Here is a 19,480-nt window from a genome sequence, read left to right as displayed (position 1 = left end):
CATCGCCCGGCGGCCGCCCCAGCCGCCGGGCAACGTGACGGCGGCGGCCACCGGCGAGGGAGAGGCGCAAGTAGCCTGGAGCCCTCCCACCGACACCGGAACGGCCCCGATCCAGCGGTACACCGTGACCACCGCCCCGGGGGAGCACACCGCAAGCACCACTTCATGCGAAACCGGCCGAAGCACCTGCGCCGTCACCGTCGGCGGTCTCGACCCGAGCGTCGAGTACACGTTCACGGTGACGGCGACCAGCGCGGACGGCACCGGCGGCGCCGCCCCGGCGACCCGCCCGATCACCCCCGAGCTGACGATGGCCACCCAGCCGTGGGAGCTGAGTCCCGCGGCGGCGCAGGCGCTCACCGAGGCCGACGACGACGGGACCCTGGTCTTCGCCGACGCACCGCAGGAGGTCGTCGACCTGACACCGGGGCGGTACCTGGTCGTCCCCCAGTCGAGTGCCGCGCCCAACGGCCTGATCCGTAAGATCACTCAGGTGCGCACGGCGGGTACCGCAGTGACGCTGAGCACGATGCCCGCCGCGATCGAGGACCTCATCGACGAGGGCGGCTTCTCCGGGGCACTCACCCTCGGGGCGGCCGATCTGGTCAGCGGCCCGGCGGGATCCCAGCAGCGCGGGAGCACCCGATCGGACGGATTCTCTCCGGACCCGATCTCGGTCTCGTTCAGCAGGGACGTCGGCCAGAACGGCCGGATCGACGCCGACCTGACGCTCACCCCGAAACTCACCTACGAGGCGCGGCTGCGCAACAGAAAACTCACGGGACGGGTCTCGGTCACCGCAAACCTGTCCGGGCACGTACGGCTCCACACCGACCGGAAGGAAACCTGGAGCAGGCAAATCCCGCTCGGGAAATGGACTTTCCGGAAGATGGTCGGGATCGGGAGATTCAAGATTCCTCTCACCTTCACGACCATCCTGGCGGCCAAAGTGCACGCCGACGCGTCCGGCGCCGTGACGCTCGAAGCCCGGCACGACATCGATGCGGGAATGACGGCCGAGATCGACGGCAAGAGGGCCGACTTCACTCCCACTTTCACCAATCGCACCACGGTCGGGCGGCCCGAACTCGACGGGAGCGCCTCAGCCCGCGTCGATGCCTCGGCAAGCACTTCGTCTCGTTCGCCGACACCCTAGGGGTCGGTGTCGAGGCCAGCCCGAACGTGGCGCTCGAGGCGGACGTGAACGCCGACCCGTGGTGGAAGGTGAGCGCGGGTGCCGTCGTTCGCGACTGCGTGGCGTGGTCCAGTGAGTGCACGCCGCTAGAAGCCTCCAAGGGGTTCTCCGTCGTGCTCAGAAGCGCCGACGGTCCGTTCCGGGGGATATCGCTTAAACCGGCGCGGGCACGTACCCAGCGCGGGGAGCCGGTCGACTTCGACGTCGTCACCCACAACGCCTCCGAGGGGCCGGTGACCTGGTCGGTTGTGGACGGGCCCGGATCGATCGACGACCAGGGCGTCTTCGTTTCCGATACCGAGGGGACGGCCGTCGTCCGTGCCGTGCGGCAGGGCGGGGTGGACGACCCGGACGCCGAAGCGGTGGTCGTGGTCGGTCCAGGCCGGCCGGGAGCACCCGTCAACGTGACCGCGAAACCCGGGCCGCTATCGGTCCTGGTCAGCTGGCAGCCTCATCCCGACACACTGGTCGGCATCGAGAGATACGCCATCCATGCGGTCCCGCTGAATCCAGCAGAAGCCTACGAGACCATCGGCTACACCCTCGCCGCAGACCGCTCCTATCGACTGCCCGAACTGAAGGCCGGTGTGGCATACGCCGTCCACGTCATCGCGATAAGCACCGACGGGTACGGCCCGCCATCGGCATCGGTCACGGTCACCCCTACCGCGGGGATCGAGCCGGTAGGTGATGCGGTCAATATGGCGGTAGACGCGGCAGGCCATCCCGATGAGACCAACTACGCCGGCGCGCACGACGTCTACACGGGCGGTGGCGGTATCGGAGTATCGGGCGATGGCCGCCACGTGTTCTTCACCACGGTCGCCGGCAGCAACCTCGTCCCGGCCGAGGCCCGCGATCCGAGCAGCTCTGCGCTCTACCTACTCAGAAAGGACACCGTCACCGGGCGGATCGACCTCGCCTCCCGCGCAGCGGACGGCGCAACGCCCCAGCCTCTCGGTTCTCCCACATTCTTCGTCAGCCGAGACGGGAGTCAGGCGGCTTTCATCTCCGCCCCCGACGGCGCCTACGCCGGTGACGTACTCGTCCACGACCTGTCATCCCAGCGAACATGGACGGCAGCCGCCAGCACGGAGAGCTCATTCCCGCTCACCCTCAATGGGCTGAGCGGCGACGGTGAGACCGTACTGGTCAACACATGGCATCCGTCGGGCAGCGTCCTATCCGGCCTGCGGAAGGGACAACTCGTCAACCGGGACGGCACCGCGCATCTCATCTACCAATGCGGCCAGGAATACAACATGGGCCTGGGGGCATGCTACTCCGACGATCGTTACGACTACCCCCACCACAGCACCATGCGCATGGCGGCCAACGGCGAAATCGTGGCATGGGTGACCGAACACCTCAGCTCGTCCGATCCGGAGGAACAGTTCACCCAGCACCTCAGAACCTATGATCTCGCCTCCGGGGATACGGCCATCCAACTCACGGTCGACTATAGCGCGAACAACTACATGCGCCTTAGTCGGCCGAGTATGTCGGGCGACGGCTTGACCATCGGCTACACGCTGGAATATCTCCCACTCGATGCGTCGAGAACAATTGCCGAGGCATACGTGAAGAAGATCTCGGCGGGCTTCGGCGAACGGGGCCAACTGGCCGGCTGGGGAGGGATGACTTCGATGAGTGCCGATGGGCGCTTCGTCGGCACGTCTAAACGCTCCGCCGGCGACACCGAGTCATCGAACCGGATCTACGATCTGGACGCCGACGCACGCATCCCGGTCAAGGGCCTTGCGGTAGCGCTCTCCAGTGACGCGACGGCAGGCGTCAGCAGCGAGAAATGCCAACCCGACGACTGCACGAACGCAGTCTGGTACCAGCGCTACAAGGTTCCGGGACGGCACGGCGGCCTCGCCAGATGCAACAACCCCGACTATGGTTACGTCGGCCAGCACGGTCGTCGCACCGGTATCCGCGTGAAATTGTGCCCGGGCCTTACGGAAGGCTCCGATGCCGGCCGAGGAATCACGCCGCCCGGCTGGCCGATCGCCGATCCCGATTCGCAGCTCAATGTACCGGCTACCTTGCCGACCAGGAACCAGCAGGTAACAAACTCAGACGGCAAACTCGTGTGGCTGTTCCAGCGCGGGCATCTCTTGGGACGCCAGTTGGGCGGAAGCGGGACAACTCCCAGCAACATCGTTTCCCAGTTCGCCACGTCGAACAACCTTCTCCAGAGGCCGGTGGAGAACCAGATCAAGAGCGCCCTGGATGCGGGGGGCGGTGAAGAGTTCTATTATTACGTCACTCCCGTCTACTCCGACCGCCCGTCCGCGACCGAGCCAAGGCCGTCGATCGTCGGTCCGGATGGCTGGCCCGATGCGCTGCCCAGCCTGGAGTACCCGATGCCCAACAAGATCCATATCGTCGCCCGAGGCTCGGAAGGCTTCTTCCTGGACGCCTGTGTGATCAATACCAACGATGAGGGGGCATCGGTCATCTATGACGATCCCTGCACTTCTTGAGGAGCGGTTCGGCGCGCCGCTCGCCGAACCGCCGGTCGTCGACTGGCAGATGGTGAGGCATCGACTGGGGACTGACCTGCCGAACGATTACAGAGATCTGGCCGACCGCTATCCGCTGCTGATGATCGATGAGTGGCTCCCGGTCCTGCATCCGGCCACGCCGGACCCACCCCGCAACGACTACGGCCTAGTGGATCTACTGCGCTACGCGACCACTCAAAGTCGATTCGTGCGCGATTTCAAACCCTCGCGGCTGCATACCTACACTCCCGGTCGACCGGACGGCGCAGAGGAGGTCGTACCGACTGCGGACCGCGTCCCGTTCCCCATCTATCCGGACGCGGGCGGACTCATGGCCTGGGGCATGCCTGAGAACGGCAGCATCTGCTGCTGGCTTACTGAAGGGCATCCGGACGACTGGACCATCGTGGTCGCGTCTGAGCCGGACTGCTGGCACTACCGAGGATCCATCACCGAGTTCCTCGTCGCCGTCCTGATCCGCCGGGTGCGGTGCCCCGCCTTCCCCGCGGACTTCCCACTCGGCGAGGACTGGCAGGTCGAGCAGATCTTCGATTGACGCCTCTCCACACGTCACTCTGGGATGTCGCCGGGTGTGCTGACCGCTGGAACCGGTATCCCGCGGCTGAGGGCGGCACGACCGTGTGGCCGGCCCTCGCGGGAGTCGTGCAACGAAGGTGGCCCGAGCGGGCTGAACACGCAACGAAATGCCAGGCCAGAGCAAGGTTCACGCATTGGATCACTGGCGCCGTGTTCGTAGGCTTCCGGTTGTTCATCCCCTCGGACGTTTCTGGAGACACGCATGAGCGTCATGCCGGCGATGGAGCCGAGCAAGGTCCGGACCGCGCTGCGGCGGCACTTCCTGATGTGCCGGCCGGAGCATTTCGCCGTGACCTACGCGATCAACCCGTGGATGGACCCGGCGCTCGGCGCCGATGCGGACAGGGCCGTGGCCCAGTGGGAGGCGCTGCGGTCCGCGTACGCGGCCCTCGGGCACGAGGTGAGCCTGATCGAGCCGGTCGAGGGCCTGCCGGACATGGTGTTCGCGGCGAACGGCGCGCTGGTGGTCGGCGGGCGCGTGTACGGGGCGCGGTTCGCGCACCCCGAGCGGCACGCGGAGGCGCCCGCGTACGCGGCGTGGCTGAAGGACAACGGCTTCCCCGACGTGCTGGAGCCGCGGTACACGAACGAGGGCGAGGGCGACTTCCTCACGCTGGACGAGGTGATCCTGGCCGGTACGGGCTTCCGGACGGAGATCGCCGCGCACCAGGAGGCCCAGGAGTTCCTCGGGCGGCCGGTGGTGACGCTCCGGCTCGTCGACCCGCGCTTCTACCACCTGGACACCGCGCTGTTCCCGCTCGGCGGCGACAACGTCGCCTACTACCCCGGGGCGTTCTCGCCCGGGAGCCGCGCGGTGCTGGAGCGGCTGTTCCCGGACGCGGTCATCGCGAGCGAGCGGGACGCGGCGGTGCTAGGGCTGAACGCCGTGTGCGACGGCCGGAACGTGGTCGTCAACGCGGAGGCCGCGGAGCTGATCGGCACGCTGCGTGACCGCGGTTTCGACCCCGTACCGGTGAATTTGTCAGAACTGCGCAAAGCCGGCGGCGGTCCCAAGTGCTGCACGCTCGAACTCCGCGCCTGACATGCCCTGATATCGGGTGAAGCCGGTACCTTGTCCCGGTGACCGACTTCACGATCCCGGACTGGTGGCGCGGGCTGACCGGTGCGCGGCTCGGTGTCGACTGGCTGGATCCCGCCGACTGGGAGCCGGCCTGGCAGCACATCGAGGAGTCCGGGGCGATGAGCCCCGAGCACCTGGACGCCGAGGACGAGCTGCTGCGCAAGGGCAAGCTGCTGGTCGGCACGGGCCCCGAGACGGTCCGGAGATGGACGCGGCAGCGGCTCGCGGCGGCCTGGTACTTCGACCCGGAGGAGCCGGGCGTGCTGTGGTGCGCGCCCGGCGGGTTCTACCCGGCGTGGCTGTGGGTTCCGGTCGAGCCGAGCGCGGCGGGCGTCCGCGAGGCGCTGGGCGAGCCGTTCCCCGCGCCGGCGGCGGCCCGCGTCGGGCTGACCGGGTTCGTCCGCGGGTTCCTCGGCCTGCGCCACCTGGTGACGGTGCCGGACGTGCCGCCGGAGGAGGGCGTCCCGCCGTGGGAGGCCGCCGCCGGGGACGATCTGGTGATGGCGGACGGCCCGTCCCTCGACCGGTACGCGAAGATCGTGAAGTTCCTCGACCCGCAGCCGTGGGGCAGCGCACGCCAGGAGGACCCCTACCCCGAGGAGTTCCCCGGCGGGGACGCGGCGCCCCGGCTGCTGGACCACGCCCCGATCCGGGACGGCCACCGCATGCAGCGGCTCGGCCGCGTCCCGTCGATGACGTGGCGGACGGTGCACTCCCGCTCGCAGCTGTCCATCGAGGTCCACACGCGCGAGGTCGCCTGCGCGGCGGTGCGGTACCGGCCGTCCCCCGAGGCCCACCGTTCGGTGGTGCGGCGGATCAACGAGGTGCACGACGAGCGGTACCCGGAGGACCTCCCGCTGGACGTGCTCGGCGTGCTGGCCGGCTGGGACTTCGGCGTCGAGGAGGACCTGGCGCGCAACCTCGACGACCCGGACGACCCCGACGCCGTCGGCGCCGGCCTGCGCTGCCTGGCCGCGCTCTGGCACGGCGACCTGCGCCGCTGCCTGGAGCTGCGGGAGTGGGCGGCGCATCCGCACCCGGCCGTGCGGGCGAACCTCGCCATGATCGCGCACACGTACGGCCACCGGTTCCTGCTGCAGGAGCTCGCGCTGACCGAGCGGGACCCGGGCGAGCTGGCGGCCTTGGAGGCCCTGCTCGACCACTCGCCCGACCCGGACGCCTTCAACGCGTTCCGCGACGACTTCGGCGGCGCGGCGATCATGGTGGACGAGGACGGCGACCCGGTCGGGACCTGGGAGGACGAGTGACCCACGAGCACGAGCGGACGGTGCTCCTCGGCAAGCACGCCGAGCGGGCCGTCCTCGAATCGGCGGCGGCCGGGCACGGCTGGCTCCGCGCGGCGATCAGCACGGCCGCGTTCGGCGAGATGGAGCAGGTGGCCTGGCAGGCCGCGGGCGCGTTCGTCCTCTACAGCGAGGTCCACCTGCTCGGCCACCGGGTCGTGCGCGTCACCGGGGAGAGCGAGGCCGCGGTCGAGGAGGCGCTCGGCGTGGTGCGGGACGCGGTCCCGACCGTCTCGCCGGACGACCTGCTCGACGTCCTGCTGTCGATGCCGCCGGCCGAGTCGACGCAGATGATCCGCGCGCTGAACGGGCTCCGGGCGGCCGACATCTGGAACTGCGCCAACGGGCGGCGCCCGGCCGTGGACCCGCGCTACGCCGAAGCGGTGGAACGAGCCGTGCGTCATCCCGAGCGGCAGGTGGTGCGGGCGCTGGTCGACGCGGTCGGCGACCTCATGGCGATCCGGCCGGGCCTGGAGGTCCCGATCGTCGCGCTCCGCGACGCGGACGGCCCGGCCCGGGACGTCATCGAGGATTTCGCGGGCTTCTGCGACGCCACCCCGTAGACCGCCCCTTAACCCGCCCGGTGGGCAGGCCGAGGTGGCGGCGGGCGCGCACGCGGCTCCGCAGGACGCCCGCGACGCCGACGGCCCAGATCACGGTCTGCACGGTCCACGCCGCCCGGAACGCCTCCGGTGTGAACTCCCCGGCCGGTGACATGGCGTCGAGCACGAGGCCGATCATCAGGATCGTGACGAGCGTGGCGAAGAAGCCGCCCACGTTGACGATGCCGGTGGCGGTGCCCTGCCGTCCGGGCGGGTTGAACGTCCGGGCGTAGTCGAACCCGATCATCGAGCCGGGGCCGCCGAGCGCGACGCACATCACGAGCAGCACCAGCAGCCAGGCGGGGGCGGGCGGCGGCCAGGCGAGGACGGCCGCCCAGGCCGCGGCGTTGAGCCCGACGATGCCGAGGACGAGCCACGAGCGGCGCAGCGGGTAGGAGGCGACGAGCCGCCCGATGACGGGGCCGGACACGATGTTCACCAGCACGAACAGCGTCAGCAGCGTGGACGCCGTCGCGGGCCGCATCCCCTGCCCCGACACCAGGTACGGGTAGCCCCACATCAGCGCGAACGTGTTGGTGGTGAACTGGGTGACGAAGTGCGCCCACAGGCCGAGGCGCGTGCCGGGGTGCCGCCAGGTCTCGGCAAGGTGGACGCCCGTCTCGCGCAGGGACGGGGCGTCCTCGCGGCCTGGACCGTTCCGGAGGAACGCGAAGGACAGCACGGCGACGAGGACGCCGAGCGCGGCGGCCGACCCGAAAGCCGTCCCCCAGCCGGGGCCGTGCAGGAGCGCGACGAGCGGGATCGCGCTGAGCACCTGGCCGAGCTGCCCGAGCTGCCCGGTGAGCTGCGTGACGACGGGGACGTACCGGTTCGGGAACCAGGTCGCGACGATGCCGAGGACGCTGATGAACGTCATGGCGTCGCCCGCGCCGACCATGACGCGGGCGGCCACGGCGGTGCCGACGTCGGTCGAGACGGCCATGAGCGCCTGCCCGGCCGCCATGAGCAGCGCGCCGCCCGCCACCATGCGGCGGGGGCCGATGCGGTCGAGCAGCAGCCCGACGGGGACCTGCATGCTCGCGTAGACGAGGAGCTGCAGGACGGTGAACGACGCGAGGATGCCCGCGGAGGCGTCGAACCGGTGGACGGCGTCGAGCCCGACGACGCCGAAGGAGGTCCGGTGCAGCACGGCGACGGCGTAGGCGAGGACGCCGATACCCCACAGGGCCCACGCGATGGGGGCGGCCTTCTGCTTCGCGGGAATGTCCTGGGGTTCCGAGAGGGTCTGCACGGATAGTCGAGTTTATGTCATTTCTGGCGGGGTCTGGCGCGCAGGTGCATCCGCTCCCCCTGCGGCCCGAACAGGCTGAGCAGCTCGACCGGCCCGCCGGCGCCGGCGAACCAGTGCGGCAGCCGGGTGTCGAACTCGGCGGCCTCCCCCGGCTCCAGGATGAGCTCGCGGCCCGCCAGGTGGAGGCGCAGCCGCCCGTTCAGCACGTACAGCCAGTCGTAGCCCTCGTGGGTCTGCGGCTCGGGCGTCCACCGGGTCTCCGGGACGACCATCTTGAACGCCTGGATCCCGCCGGGGCGCCTGGTCAGCGGCAGGACGGTCATGTCGCCCATCTTGCGGGGGCGCGGCCTGATCCGCGGGTCGCCGACCTCCGGGGCGCCGACCAGCTCGTCCAGCGGGACGTGGTGGGCCTGCGCGAGCGGGAGCAGCAGTTCCAGGCTCGGCCGCCGCTTGCCCGACTCCAGCCGCGACAGCGTGCTCACCGAGATTCCGGTGGCCTCGGCGAGCGCGCTCAGCGTGACGCCGCGCTCCTGCCGCAGCCTCCTGAGCCGGGGTCCCACCGCGGCCAGGACGTCCTCCGTGGTCTCCATGCGCTTATTGCAGGATCGGCAAAGATGTTTGTCAAGAGCGCATGCCGTCGCGCACGCTCGCCGTATGACTGAGACTGTGGAAAGAGACGTACTGATCATCGGCGGCGGGCCGGCCGGGCTGAGCGCCGCACTCGTGCTCTCCCGCGCCCGCCGCGCCGTCACCGTGGTGGACGCGGGCGAGCCGCGCAACGCGACGGCCGAGCACATGCACGGCTTCTTCACCCGCGACGGGATGCCGCCGCAGGCCCTGCTGGAGACCGGCCGGACCGAGGTCCGCGGCTACGGCGCGGAGATCATCGACGGGCGGGTCGAGCACGCGGCCAAGGACGAGGAGGGCGCGGGCTTCGTCGTCACGCTGGACGACGGCACCCGGCTCCGGAGCCGCCAGGTGCTGGTCACCACGGGCGTCACCGACGTCCTCCCGGACGTCCCCGGCCTGCGGGAGAGGTGGGGCCGCGAGGTGCAGATGTGCCCGTACTGCCACGGATGGGAGGTCCGCGACAAGCGGATCGTGGTCCTGGCGACGTCCCCGAAGTCCCTCCACCAGGCGACGCTGCTGAGCCAGTGGTCGCCGGACGTGACGCTCGTCACCGGAGAGGCCCCGGAGGGTGAGGAGGCCGCCCGCCTGGACGTGCGCGGCATCCGCGTCGTGGAGGGCGAGGCGAGGCGCGTCGTCGTCGAGGACGACCGGGTCACCGGCATCGAGCTCGCGGACGGCTCCGTGCTCGGCTGCGACGCCGTGTTCCTCGCCCCCGAGTTCGTCCCGAAGGCCGGACCGGCCACCGACCTCGGCTGCGCGTTCGGCGACGACGGCTTCGTGGAGGCGGACGAGACGGGCCGGACGAGCGTCCCCGGCGTGTGGGCGGCGGGCAACGTCGTCAACCCGATGGGGCAGGTCATCATCGCCGCCTCCGCCGGCGCCATGGCCGGCGCCATGATCAACGCCGAGCTGATCGAGGCGGAGATCGCATCGAAGCTCGCCGCCTGACCGAACCACGTTCACTTGCGGCGTGTTGTTGTTATCCGGCCCGCCATAACAACAACACGCCGCAAGTCAACGTTTAGGCTGGCGGGGTGCGGGGTGGTGAGGCGCGGTGGCGGGCGGAGCGGGGGGTGCTGGACGGCGGGCGCGGGGGGCTTGGCGAGGCCGCCGGCGAGCTCTATCCGGGCATTGCGCGGGTGGCGGGGACGTCGCTGCTGTGCCATGAGGGGTGGGTCCCGGAGGCGCCGGTCCCGCTGGAGTCCGTCCGGCTGGAGTGGGAGCCGCGTCCCGTCCCGCCCGCCGTCGCCGACCCGGCCGACGGGCTGCCGAGCGGCTACCGCACGTACGCCGAGGCCATGGCCGCGCTCGCGCCGCCCCGCGTGTTCGAGGACCGTCCGAGTTACCGCCTCCTGGCCGCCGCCCCGCCGGTGCTGCGGCTCGGCCCCGCCCGGTACTTCGACGGCGTGAACGTTGGCGAGGCCGTCGCGCACGAGCTGGCCGCCGCCGGGATGGACGGGGCGCACGCGCTGCCGCTGCGCGACCGGATCGGCGACCCCCGCGACCTGACCCGCCGCGCCGCCCTCCCGGCGATCACGACGGTGACCCTCGTGGCGTCCGGCTCGTACGTCCTGCACCGGCGGGACCCGGCGAAGGTCGCGCACGCAGGCGGCCTCTACCAGGTCATGCCGGTGGGCGTCTTCCAGCCGCTCGGCGACGAGCCGCCGGACATGTGGGCCTGCATGGTGCGGGAGTACGCGGAGGAGCTGCTCGGCACGAGCGAGGACTACGGGGACGGTTTCGTCCAGTCGGAGTGGCCCTTCCACCGGGAGATGACCGCCGCCCGCGAACGAGGGCGCGTGCGGCCGTACTTCCTGGGCCTCGGCGTCGACCCGCTGACATTCGCGCTCGACCTCCTCACCGCCGTGGTCATCGACGACGACGCGTTCGGCGAGCTCTTCGGCGGGCTGGTGTCCGTCAACGACGAGGGCGAGGTGTCGCTGGCGCCGTTCGACGGGACCGTCCCGCACCCCGCGCAACCGGCCGGTGCCGCCGCGCTCGCTTTGGCGTGGCGGCACCGGCGGATGCTCGTGCCAGGGCTCAGTCCTCGGCGAGGGCCTCGCGGCTGAGGTCCTTCAGCTCGTCCAGCGCGTCCACCAGGTGGTCGACGATCTCCGAGGGGTCGGGGACGAGGTCGCGGCAGGCGACGATCCCGACGTCCACCTTGCCGTCGTAGGAGAACACCGTGATGTTGAGGCCGCCGGTGACGTCGGTGACGACGGAGATCGGGTAGTAGCCGAGCACCCTCGCCCCGCACAGGTAGAGCGGGAACTGCGGGCCCGGCACGTTCGAGATCATCAGGTTGAGCGGGCGCAGCGACAGGCTCGGCGCGGCCTGGAGCGCGAACCGGGTGGCGGCGCCGGCGATCGGCGCCGGGAGCAGGCCGCTCATGTCCCGGACCCAGCTCCCGGACGACCCGACGAAGCGCCGCTTGGCGGTGTCCATGTCCCGCCGGACGGCGGTGTACCGGTCGGCGGGGTCGGGGACGTGCGTGGCGAGCGGCGTCGTCATGATCGAGACCTGGTTGCCGGGTTCCGCCGCGGCCCCGCTGCGCCGCAGCGACACCGGGACGGCCGCGACGAGCGGGCGGTCCGGCAGGTCGCCGCGCTTGTCGAGCCACTTGCGCAGGGCCGTCGCGCACAGCGCCATCACCACGTCGTTCACGCTGCCGCCGAGGCCCCGCCTAATCTGCTTGATCTCGTCCAGCGGGAGCTCCCCGCAGGCGACGGCGCGGCGGCGGCCGATCGGCTCGTTGAACGGCGTCGGCGGGGCGCTCATCCGCGGTGCCCGCGGTGCCGCCGGGCGGCGCAGCGCCCCCTGCACGGCCGCCGACAGCATCCCCACGCCGGGGATCGCCGCGACGCCGGGGATGTCCGCGAAGTACGGGGCGGTGCGCGCGACCGACACGGCACTGCGGACCGGGTGCAGCGCGGCCCGCAGCAGCCCGCTGCCGAGCATCTCGGCCGTGCCGGGCGCCCGGACGGGGGCCGTCTCGTCGGCGGGGAGGTCGCGGGGTTCGGGCGACAGGTCCAGCAGCGCGGCGAGCGTCTCGGCGGCCATCACGCCGTCGATGGCCGCGTGGTGGACCTTCACGTAGACGGCCGTCCGGCCGCCCACGAGGCCCTGGATCAGCACCATCTCCCAGAGCGGCCGGGAGCGGTCGAGGGGCTGCTCGTGGAGCCGCGCGACGGTGTCGGCGAGCTGCCGGTCGGTGCCGGGGGCGGGCAGGCCGACCTCGAAGATGTGGTGCATGGGGTCGAAGTCCGGGTCGTCCTCCCAGTAGGGGCGGTCCAGCCCGAAGGGCACCTGGACGAGCCGCTGCCGGAGCGGGCGGGCCGCCAGGTGCGCGCGGCCGCGGACGAGCTCGGCGACGGCCGGCACGGTGAGCCTGCCACCGGGGCACGAGGTCGCGTCGACGATGCCCAGCCCCGCGATGTGCGCGTGGGTGGTGCCGGTCTCCGCGTTGAGGAACGTGGCGTCCACGGTGGTCAGCTGAGTCATGCTCTAGTCCGTCCGCTCGTCCTGCCGTGCCTTACCCTCTAGGAGTTATGCGCTCCGGGGGCGGCAGGTCAACGCGGGCCGATAGGAAGTAACCCGGACTTAACAGGACGTATCACCGGGTTCATCAGCAGGTTTCAAGTACCCCTGTAAAGATTTTGCGTTCTTCCGGCCTGATGTGGTCAAGAAACTTCACAACCCTCATCAAGCGGACGACGTCAAGATCATCGCACTAGGCTGATGCGCCATGACGGCACGACCACTACCGGAGATCGTCGAGGCCGGCTGGGCCACCGCGCTGGCGCCCGTCGCGGGCACGATCGCCGCCGCCGGCGACTGGCTGCGCGCCGAGGTCGCCGCCGGACGCCGCTACCTGCCCGCCGGGAAGCACATCCTGCGCGCCTTCACCCAGCCGTTCGACGACGTACGCGTCCTCATCGTCGGCCAGGACCCCTACCCCACCCCCGGGCACGCGGTCGGCCTCAGCTTCTCCGTCGCCCCGGACGTCCGCCCGCTGCCCGCGAGCCTGGTCAACATCTTCCGCGAGTACTGCGACGACCTCGGCCACCCCGAGCCGTCCACCGGCGACCTCACCCCGTGGGCCGAGCAGGGCGTCTGCCTCCTCAACAGGGCGCTGACCGTCATGCCCGGCAAGCCCGGCTCCCACCGCGACAAGGGCTGGGAAGAGGTCACCGAGCAGGCCATCCGCGCCCTCGCCGCCCGCGGCGGCCCGCTGGTCGCCATCCTCTGGGGCCGCGACGCCCGCAACCTCAAGCCGCTCCTCGGCGGCGTCCCGTGCATCGAGTCGCCCCACCCGAGCCCCTACAGCGCCGACCGCGGCTTCTTCGGCTCCCGCCCCTTCTCCAGAGCCAACCAGCTCCTAGAAAAGCAGGGCACAGGCCCGATCGACTGGAAACTGCCGTAGCAGGCTGACCGAGCCCCGGGCTCATTCCTCCGGGAGGCGGTGGAGGAGCAGGGAGAACTCCGGGGAGCCCTCGGGGGAGGCGGGGAGGGGGGTCAGGCGGCGTTCGCCGTGGCTCCAGTAGACGCCGGGGGCGCAGGGGTCGTCGGCGTCGGCGTGCATCTCGCGGACGACGTCGGAGAACACCGGGAGGACCTCGCGGACCGCCGTCGAGGTGATCGGGTACAGCAGCAGCGTGCTGTGGCACGGGACGCCGACCAGGGCGCCGTGCTCGTTCGGCCCCGGGAGGAACTGGTCGACCTCGCTGAGCAGCGCCGACACGTAGCGGCTGCCCGGCTTGGTGACGACGCGGACGTTGCGGCCCGGCAGCAGCGGCTGGTCGCGGACGGCGACGTCGGCCAGCTCGCGGTCATGGGTGTTCGTCATCACATAGCCGAGCTTGTGCAGGCCGAGCAGGCCGGCGCGGGCCTTGGTCAGCGGGCCGCCGTAGCGCGGGTGCTCGATCATCACCATCGCGTCGAAGTGGTCGCCGGCGGGGACGACGACGAGGCCCTCGCGGTCGCGCGGCGCGAGCTTCGGCACTATGCGCAGCCGCAGCAGCTCCCGGACGTCGCCGAACAGCTCCATCTCGCCGACCGCGAGGAACGCGCGGTCGCCGACCTCGCGCACCCACTCGTCCACCACGCGGGGCCACGCCGAGCGCGGCTCGCGGGAGCAGCGCTCCAGCACCGTCCAGCTGGAGGCCCGCGCCTCCGACCGGCCCACGGGGAGCACCACCTCGGAGGTGCCGGAGTCGAACCAGGCGCTGGGCGCCAGCGCGGGGAGCACGTCGCGGATGAGCGCGTGCACGTCCGCCGCCGCGTCCAACGGCTCCATAGAGTGCTCATCCCCTTTCACCCATCAGCGGATCACGTCTATCCCCACCTTCTCAGAGTTCGGCCCCGTTGTGGGATCCATCGCGATCCCCGGGGGCACTCGCTGATCATGAACGGCTCAAGTACGGTGCTCCCATGGCCGAAATCGTGTACCCGCCGGTGATCAAGACGGCACTCGGGCTGTTCAAGGCCCTCAACGTGAAGTTCCGTCTGGAGGGGACCGAGCACATCCCCGAGACCGGGGGCGCGGTGCTGGTCAGCAACCACGTCAGCTATCTCGACTTCATCTTCGCGGGCCTCGCCGCGCACCCGGCGAAGCGGCTGGTGCGGTTCATGGCGAAGAAGGAGATCTTCGACAACCGGATCGGCGGGCCGCTGATGCGCGGCATGCATCACATTCCGGTGGACCGCAACGCGGGCGCCTCGTCCTACGCGGCGGCGCTGAAGGCGCTGAAGGGCGGGGAGATCGTCGGGGTGTTCGCCGAGGCGACGATCAGCCGGTCGTTCACGGTGAAGGAGATCAAGAGCGGCGCGGTGCGGATGGCGGTGGCGGGCAAGGTCCCGCTGGTGCCGGTGGCGCTCTGGGGGCCGCAGCGGCTGTGGACCAAGGGCCGCAAGCGGCGGCTGCTGCAGCGGAACGTGCCGGTGACGATCCTGGTCGGCGAGCCGATGTACCCCAAGCGCGGCGACGACTACGAGCAGGTCACCCGCGACCTGCACGCCCGCATGTCGGAGCTGCTGGAGCGGGCGCAGCGCGAGTACCCCGACGTCCCGCGGCAGGACGAGACGTGGTGGCAGCCCGCCTACCTCGGCGGCACGGCGCCGACGCCGGAGGAGGCCGCGAAGCTCGACCTCGAGGAGGCCGAGGCACGCAAGGCCGCCCGCGAGGCCCGCGAGGCGCAGAAGGACGCCTGACGCGGCCGCGGCTAATTCGGTGGACGCGATCCGCCGGCGCGCCTGATCATTTGTGGCATGACCATGTCGCAGGAGAGGCCGCAGGAGGTTCTGCATCTCGTCGAACCGCGCAAGAACATCACCGACCCGGGGCCGGAGTCCACGCTGCCCGTGGTCTTCAACCTGAACGACGGCAACTCGCCGGCCGACGTGATGGACGTGCTGTCGCTGCGCCCCTTCGCGTCCGGTGAGCAGCCATGGTCGCGCTCGACGCGGCTGGAGCACGTCCGCACGGACGCGCCGCTCCGCCCGGAGGGCGCCCGGCTCGTGCGGGTCGCGCACGAGAAGGGCAAGGAGTCGGTCCTCGCCGAGGGCGACGGCTGGACGCTGCTGACGAACCGGTGGCGGAACGGCGTCGCCTACGTCGCCGTCTCCGCGGTCACCGAGGAACTGGCCGAGAGCGTCCTCGACGCGTCGGTGCAGGACGCGACCGAGCCGCCGAAGGTGGACGACAGCAGCGTCGAGATGGGCTTCTGGCACATGGGCACGCACGGCCCGATCCGCAGCGAGCGCTCGATCACCGCCGACCCGTGGGACGACATCCGGCGCAACTACACCGCGCCGGTCGCCGAGGCCCTCGACGACGTGATGCGGCTCACCGGCCCGGAGGTCCCGGGACGGCTGCTGCTCCTGCACGGCCCGCCCGGCACCGGCAAGACCACCGCGCTGCGCGCCCTCGCCCGCGCGTGGAACGGCTGGTGCCAGTCCGACTGCGTCCTCGACCCGGAGGCGCTGTTCGGCACGCCCAGCTACCTGATGGAGGTGGCCGTCGGCAACGACGAGGACGAGAACCGCCGATGGCGGCTGCTCATCCTGGAGGACTGCGACGAGCTGATCCGCGGTGAGGCCAAGCAGTCGACGGGCCAGGGCCTGTCGCGGCTGCTCAACCTCACCGACGGCATGCTCGGGCAGGGCCGGGACGTCCTCGTGGCCATCACCACGAACGAGGATCTCGCGAGGCTGCACCCGGCGGTCGTGCGCCCCGGCCGGTGCCTCGCGCAGATCGACGTGGGGCGGCTCACCCGGACCGAGGCCGCGGCGTGGCTGGAGGGCACGGACGCCTCCCCCGACGAGATCGGCGCGGACGGCGCGACGCTCGCCGAACTCGCCGCGCTCCGCAAGGGCGAGCGCCGCCCGGACACCGAGGAGACCCCGGTGTCCGCGACCGGCTTCTACCTCTAGGCGGCCTTCGCGAGGGCCTGCTCGAGGTCGGCCCAGAGGTCGTCGGGGTGCTCCAGGCCGATGGACAGCCGCACGGTTCCCTCGCCGATGCCGGCGGCGGCGAGGGACGCGGCGTCCATCTGCCGGTGGGACGTGCTCGCGGGATGCATGACCAGCGACACGGCCGCGCCGAGCGACGGGCCGAGCCCGATGAGCCGGACGGCCTCGGAGAACGTGCCGCCCGCGTCCCGCCCGCCGGCCAGCTCGAACGCGAGGACGCCGCCCGCGCCGTCCGGCAGCAGGCGGCGCGCCACCTCGTGCTGCGGGTGGTCGCTCAGCCCCGGGTAGTGGACGCGGGTGACGGACGGGTGCGCGGCGAGGCGTCCGGCGATGTCCAGCGCGGACGCGCTCTGCCGGGCCACGCGCATCGGCAGCGTGGCGAGGCCCCGGATGGTCAGCCATGCGGCGAACGGCGCGGCGGCGGTCCCCAGTTCGAGGGAGTGCTTCCAGACGCGATGGTGGACGGACGAGTCGGCGAAGACCGCGATGCCTCCGACGACGTCCCCGTGCCCGCTGAGGTACTTCGTCGTCGAGTGGATGACGACATCGACCCCATGCTCGATGGGCTTGCAGAGGATCGGGGTGAAGGTGTTGTCCACCACGGTGAGGACGTCCCGTCCGCGGACGGCCTCGGTGAACGCCGGCAGATCCGTCACGTGGGTGGTGGGGTTGGCGACCGTCTCCAGGTAGAGGACACGGGTGTTGGGGCGCAACGCGTCCCGGACCTCGGCGGGGTCGTCGCCCGGAATGAAGGTGACCTCGACGCCCCATCGCTCGGCGAGGTCCAGCAGGAGCGCGTGCGTGCCGCCGTAGAGAGCGGACTGCGCGATGACGTGGTCACCACTACCCAGCACCGCCAGCAGCACGGCACTGATCGCACCCATGCCGGAGGCAGTGGCGAGTGCCCCGGCGCCACCCTCCAACTCGGTGACGGCCCGTTCGAGGGAGCGGACAGTCGGGTTGCCCATCCGACCGTAGAAGAACGCCTCGTCCGGCCCCTGAAACGCGGCGGCCAGCCCGTCACCGCTGTCGAACGAGAACAGATGTCCCTGGTAGATGGGCACCCCGACGGGTTCGCTGCCCTCCGGGACGATCACTGGCGGATGCACGGCACGGGTCTGCGGATGAAGTCCGGTCATACCTTCACCCTGCGGCCCAGCACCGCCCATGCAAAACGGCCAATCCCGACCAGTGGCCCGCGCAACGACCGCGAACAACTAAGCGGCCCGTTCACCGGTGCGCCCACCCCGCGAGGGCGAACCGGTGATCGGGCCGTCCGGTCGGTCACGGCCTGTGTCCCGGCCGGCATGACGAGCATCTCCCGGAAGGGCACCGCTCCACCATCCGGGAGAACACGGCCAAATCATGTGGATAACTCAGGGTCGCGGGCGTACGTACTACTTACGGGTCGCTCTACTCACGGGTCGCTGCGGGCGGCGCGGGCGAACAGGCGGCGGTACACGCGGCGCAGGCCGTGGAGGTCGCTGACGGGCTCGGCGAACGCCAGCCGCAGGTCGAACGACGTGGTCGCGTCCGGCGGGGCGGAGCAGCGCAGCCACATGCCGTACCGGTCGAGCGCCAGCGGCCGGACGGGCCCGGCCGGGACGGACGCGGGCAGCAGCCCCGTCAGCTCGTCGCGGTGGCGGGAGTCCAGGTGGGTGAGGATGCCGGCCTCGATGGCCACGAACGGGTCGGGCGCGGCGTCGGCGTACTCCTCCGGCTCCAGGGTGGCGCTCCCCCACGCGTCGTCGACCTCGACCTGCGCGACCTCCAGCGTGAGGATCGTCCACTCGTCCTCGCCGCGGCGTCCGCGGCGCTCGTCGCCGAGGTCGAGGAGTTCGGGACGGGGGTGGACGCGGGAGAGCCGGAGCGCCGCGGCGCGCAGTTCCTCCGGGGGGACCTCGGTGAGCCAGCCGTGCAGCCAGGCCCGCCCGCGGACCCGGTCGGCCAGCGTGACGGGGGCGACGTCGGAGATCCGCAGGGTCGCGGGCATGTCGGGTTCGGTGGCGAGCGCGGCGGCGGCCGGCGAGGCGGTGCGGACGAGCAGCAGCGGCCTGCCGTCCCGGTCGGCCGAGTACGCCGCGACGGGCGCGTACGGGACGCCCGGCGTGACGAGGACGCCGTCCGCGATGCCGTAGGCGAGGGTCCGCGCCCGCTCCGCCGCGGTCGGCCCGTTCGTGGTCTCCGTGCTCTGCGTGGTCTCCGCTGGCGGCACCGTGGCCCTCCTCGACTTGTAGGTTAGGCTTGCCTAACTTAGGCTTACCTAACCACTTGAGGAGCGTGATGAACAACCCCCGTCCGAAAGTTCGCCTGTCGCGGGCGCTCGGCATCCCCCTGACCCCGAAGGCCGTCAAGTACTTCGAAGCCCGCCCCTACCCGCCCGGCATGCACGGCCGGGCCCGCAAGCAGGAGTCCGGTTACAAGCTCCGGCTCCGCGAGAAGCAGCGGCTCCGCGCGCAGTACAACATCCGCGAGGCGCAGCTCCGCAACGCCTTCGCCAAGGCCGCGAAGGCCGGGGGCAAGACCGGCGACGAACTCCTCATCGGCCTGGAGCGCCGGCTGGACGCCCTCGTGCTGCGCGCCGGATTCGCCCGCACCATCTACCAGGCGCGCCAGTTCGTCGTGCACCGCCACGTCCTGGTCAACGGCCGCCGCGTCGACCGGCCCTCCTACCGGCTCCGCCCGGACGACGTCATCACGATCGCCCCGCGCAGCCGCGGCATCGACGCCTTCCAGATCGCCGCCGCCGGCGGACACACCGAAACCGTCCCGCCCTACCTGGAAGTCCGCCACGACGCCCTGGCGGCCCGCCTCACCCGCCTACCGAACCGCGAAG

The 19,480-nt window shown here is 71.3% G+C and carries 18 protein-coding genes and 1 pseudogene; 13 read left to right on the top strand and 6 right to left on the bottom strand.

The window, feature by feature from the left end; genetic code table 11:
* Positions 1 to 34: 34 nt before the first annotated feature.
* The 7 genes and pseudogenes from IEZ03_RS38310 to IEZ03_RS32055 all read left to right on the top strand — a co-directional run.
* Positions 35 to 214 (top strand): annotated as a pseudogene (locus IEZ03_RS38310) (fibronectin type III domain-containing protein); the annotation flags it as partial.
* Between the two features lie 96 nt (positions 215 to 310).
* Positions 311 to 1,156 carry a hypothetical protein gene (locus IEZ03_RS37340; protein WP_229808719.1) on the top strand — a complete coding sequence of 282 codons (846 nt, stop codon included), beginning with the start codon at positions 311 to 313 and terminating at the stop codon, positions 1,154 to 1,156.
* Positions 1,157 to 1,182: 26 nt separating this feature from the next.
* Positions 1,183 to 3,687: a DNA/RNA non-specific endonuclease gene (locus tag IEZ03_RS32075; protein ID WP_184887942.1), complete on the top strand. Its 2,505-nt coding sequence runs from the start codon at positions 1,183 to 1,185 to the stop codon at positions 3,685 to 3,687.
* On the top strand, positions 3,665 to 4,264 hold the full coding sequence (locus IEZ03_RS32070; RefSeq protein WP_184887944.1) for a hypothetical protein: 600 nt from the start codon (positions 3,665 to 3,667) through the stop codon (positions 4,262 to 4,264). Before IEZ03_RS32075 ends, IEZ03_RS32070 begins: the two co-directional genes overlap by 23 nt.
* Positions 4,265 to 4,516: 252 nt before the next feature.
* A complete protein-coding gene (gene ddaH, locus IEZ03_RS32065; RefSeq protein ID WP_373293716.1) occupies positions 4,517 to 5,347 on the top strand; it encodes a dimethylargininase in 831 nt (276 codons plus the stop codon).
* 38 nt (positions 5,348 to 5,385) lie between these two features.
* Positions 5,386 to 6,654 carry a hypothetical protein gene (locus tag IEZ03_RS32060; RefSeq protein WP_184887946.1) on the top strand — a complete coding sequence of 423 codons (1,269 nt, stop codon included), beginning with the start codon at positions 5,386 to 5,388 and terminating at the stop codon, positions 6,652 to 6,654.
* On the top strand, positions 6,651 to 7,253 hold the full coding sequence (locus IEZ03_RS32055; RefSeq protein ID WP_184887948.1) for a hypothetical protein: 603 nt from the start codon (positions 6,651 to 6,653) through the stop codon (positions 7,251 to 7,253). Before IEZ03_RS32060 ends, IEZ03_RS32055 begins: the two co-directional genes overlap by 4 nt.
* Here the strand turns inward: IEZ03_RS32055 and IEZ03_RS32050 are convergent.
* Entirely contained in the window at positions 7,213 to 8,544 is a 1,332-nt protein-coding gene (locus IEZ03_RS32050; RefSeq protein WP_229808710.1) for an MFS transporter, read from the bottom strand. The genes IEZ03_RS32055 and IEZ03_RS32050 overlap by 41 nt on opposite strands.
* A gap of 17 nt (positions 8,545 to 8,561) precedes the next feature.
* Positions 8,562 to 9,134 carry a helix-turn-helix domain-containing protein gene (locus IEZ03_RS32045; RefSeq protein ID WP_184887950.1) on the bottom strand — a complete coding sequence of 191 codons (573 nt, stop codon included), beginning with the start codon at positions 9,132 to 9,134 and terminating at the stop codon, positions 8,562 to 8,564.
* A 64-nt stretch (positions 9,135 to 9,198) separates the two neighbouring features.
* Between IEZ03_RS32045 and IEZ03_RS32040 the strand changes: the two genes are divergently transcribed.
* Complete coding sequence (locus tag IEZ03_RS32040) at positions 9,199 to 10,122, top strand: NAD(P)/FAD-dependent oxidoreductase (RefSeq protein ID WP_184887952.1); 924 nt, start codon at positions 9,199 to 9,201, stop codon at positions 10,120 to 10,122.
* Positions 10,123 to 10,208: 86 nt separating this feature from the next.
* Positions 10,209 to 11,243, top strand: coding sequence for a transcriptional regulator (locus IEZ03_RS32035; protein WP_184887954.1), 1,035 nt, complete (start codon positions 10,209 to 10,211; stop codon positions 11,241 to 11,243).
* Here the strand turns inward: IEZ03_RS32035 and IEZ03_RS32030 are convergent.
* Positions 11,215 to 12,675: a WS/DGAT/MGAT family O-acyltransferase gene (locus IEZ03_RS32030; protein WP_184887956.1), complete on the bottom strand. Its 1,461-nt coding sequence runs from the start codon at positions 12,673 to 12,675 to the stop codon at positions 11,215 to 11,217. The genes IEZ03_RS32035 and IEZ03_RS32030 overlap by 29 nt on opposite strands.
* Before the next feature lie 244 nt (positions 12,676 to 12,919).
* On the opposite strand from IEZ03_RS32030, the gene IEZ03_RS32025 reads away from it, so the two are divergent.
* A complete protein-coding gene (locus tag IEZ03_RS32025) occupies positions 12,920 to 13,597 on the top strand; it encodes a uracil-DNA glycosylase (RefSeq protein WP_184887958.1) in 678 nt (225 codons plus the stop codon).
* Positions 13,598 to 13,618: 21 nt separating this feature from the next.
* On the opposite strand, the gene IEZ03_RS32020 is transcribed toward IEZ03_RS32025, so the two are convergent.
* The gene (locus tag IEZ03_RS32020; protein ID WP_184887960.1) at positions 13,619 to 14,470 is read right to left on the bottom strand and encodes a hypothetical protein; all 852 of its coding nucleotides are present in this window, start codon (positions 14,468 to 14,470) and stop codon (positions 13,619 to 13,621) included.
* Positions 14,471 to 14,604: 134 nt separating this feature from the next.
* On the opposite strand from IEZ03_RS32020, the gene IEZ03_RS32015 reads away from it, so the two are divergent.
* Together IEZ03_RS32015 and IEZ03_RS32010 are read left to right on the top strand one after the other, a co-directional pair.
* Entirely contained in the window at positions 14,605 to 15,384 is a 780-nt protein-coding gene (locus tag IEZ03_RS32015; RefSeq protein ID WP_184887962.1) for a lysophospholipid acyltransferase family protein, read from the top strand.
* 57 nt (positions 15,385 to 15,441) lie between these two features.
* Positions 15,442 to 16,605, top strand: a complete 1,164-nt coding sequence (locus IEZ03_RS32010) for a DUF5925 domain-containing protein (protein ID WP_229808709.1) — start codon at positions 15,442 to 15,444, stop codon at positions 16,603 to 16,605.
* On the opposite strand, the gene IEZ03_RS32005 is transcribed toward IEZ03_RS32010, so the two are convergent.
* Positions 16,602 to 17,783, bottom strand: coding sequence for a trans-sulfuration enzyme family protein (locus tag IEZ03_RS32005; protein WP_184887965.1), 1,182 nt, complete (start codon positions 17,781 to 17,783; stop codon positions 16,602 to 16,604). The genes IEZ03_RS32010 and IEZ03_RS32005 overlap by 4 nt on opposite strands.
* Positions 17,784 to 18,061: 278 nt before the next feature.
* Complete coding sequence (locus IEZ03_RS32000; protein ID WP_184887967.1) at positions 18,062 to 18,859, bottom strand: DUF2470 domain-containing protein; 798 nt, start codon at positions 18,857 to 18,859, stop codon at positions 18,062 to 18,064.
* Between the two features lie 68 nt (positions 18,860 to 18,927).
* Here IEZ03_RS32000 and rpsD point away from each other — a divergent pair.
* Positions 18,928 to 19,480, top strand: a 553-nt coding sequence (gene rpsD / locus IEZ03_RS31995; protein WP_189241254.1) for a 30S ribosomal protein S4, incomplete at its 3' end; no start/stop codon positions are given.

Origin of the sequence: Actinomadura livida (assembly GCF_014648675.1) — a bacterium.
GTDB classification, from domain to species: Bacteria; Actinomycetota; Actinomycetes; order Streptosporangiales; family Streptosporangiaceae; genus Spirillospora; species Spirillospora livida.
The sequence above is the reverse complement of the archived record's forward strand: the minus strand, read 5'-3'. Positions and strand labels throughout refer to the sequence as shown.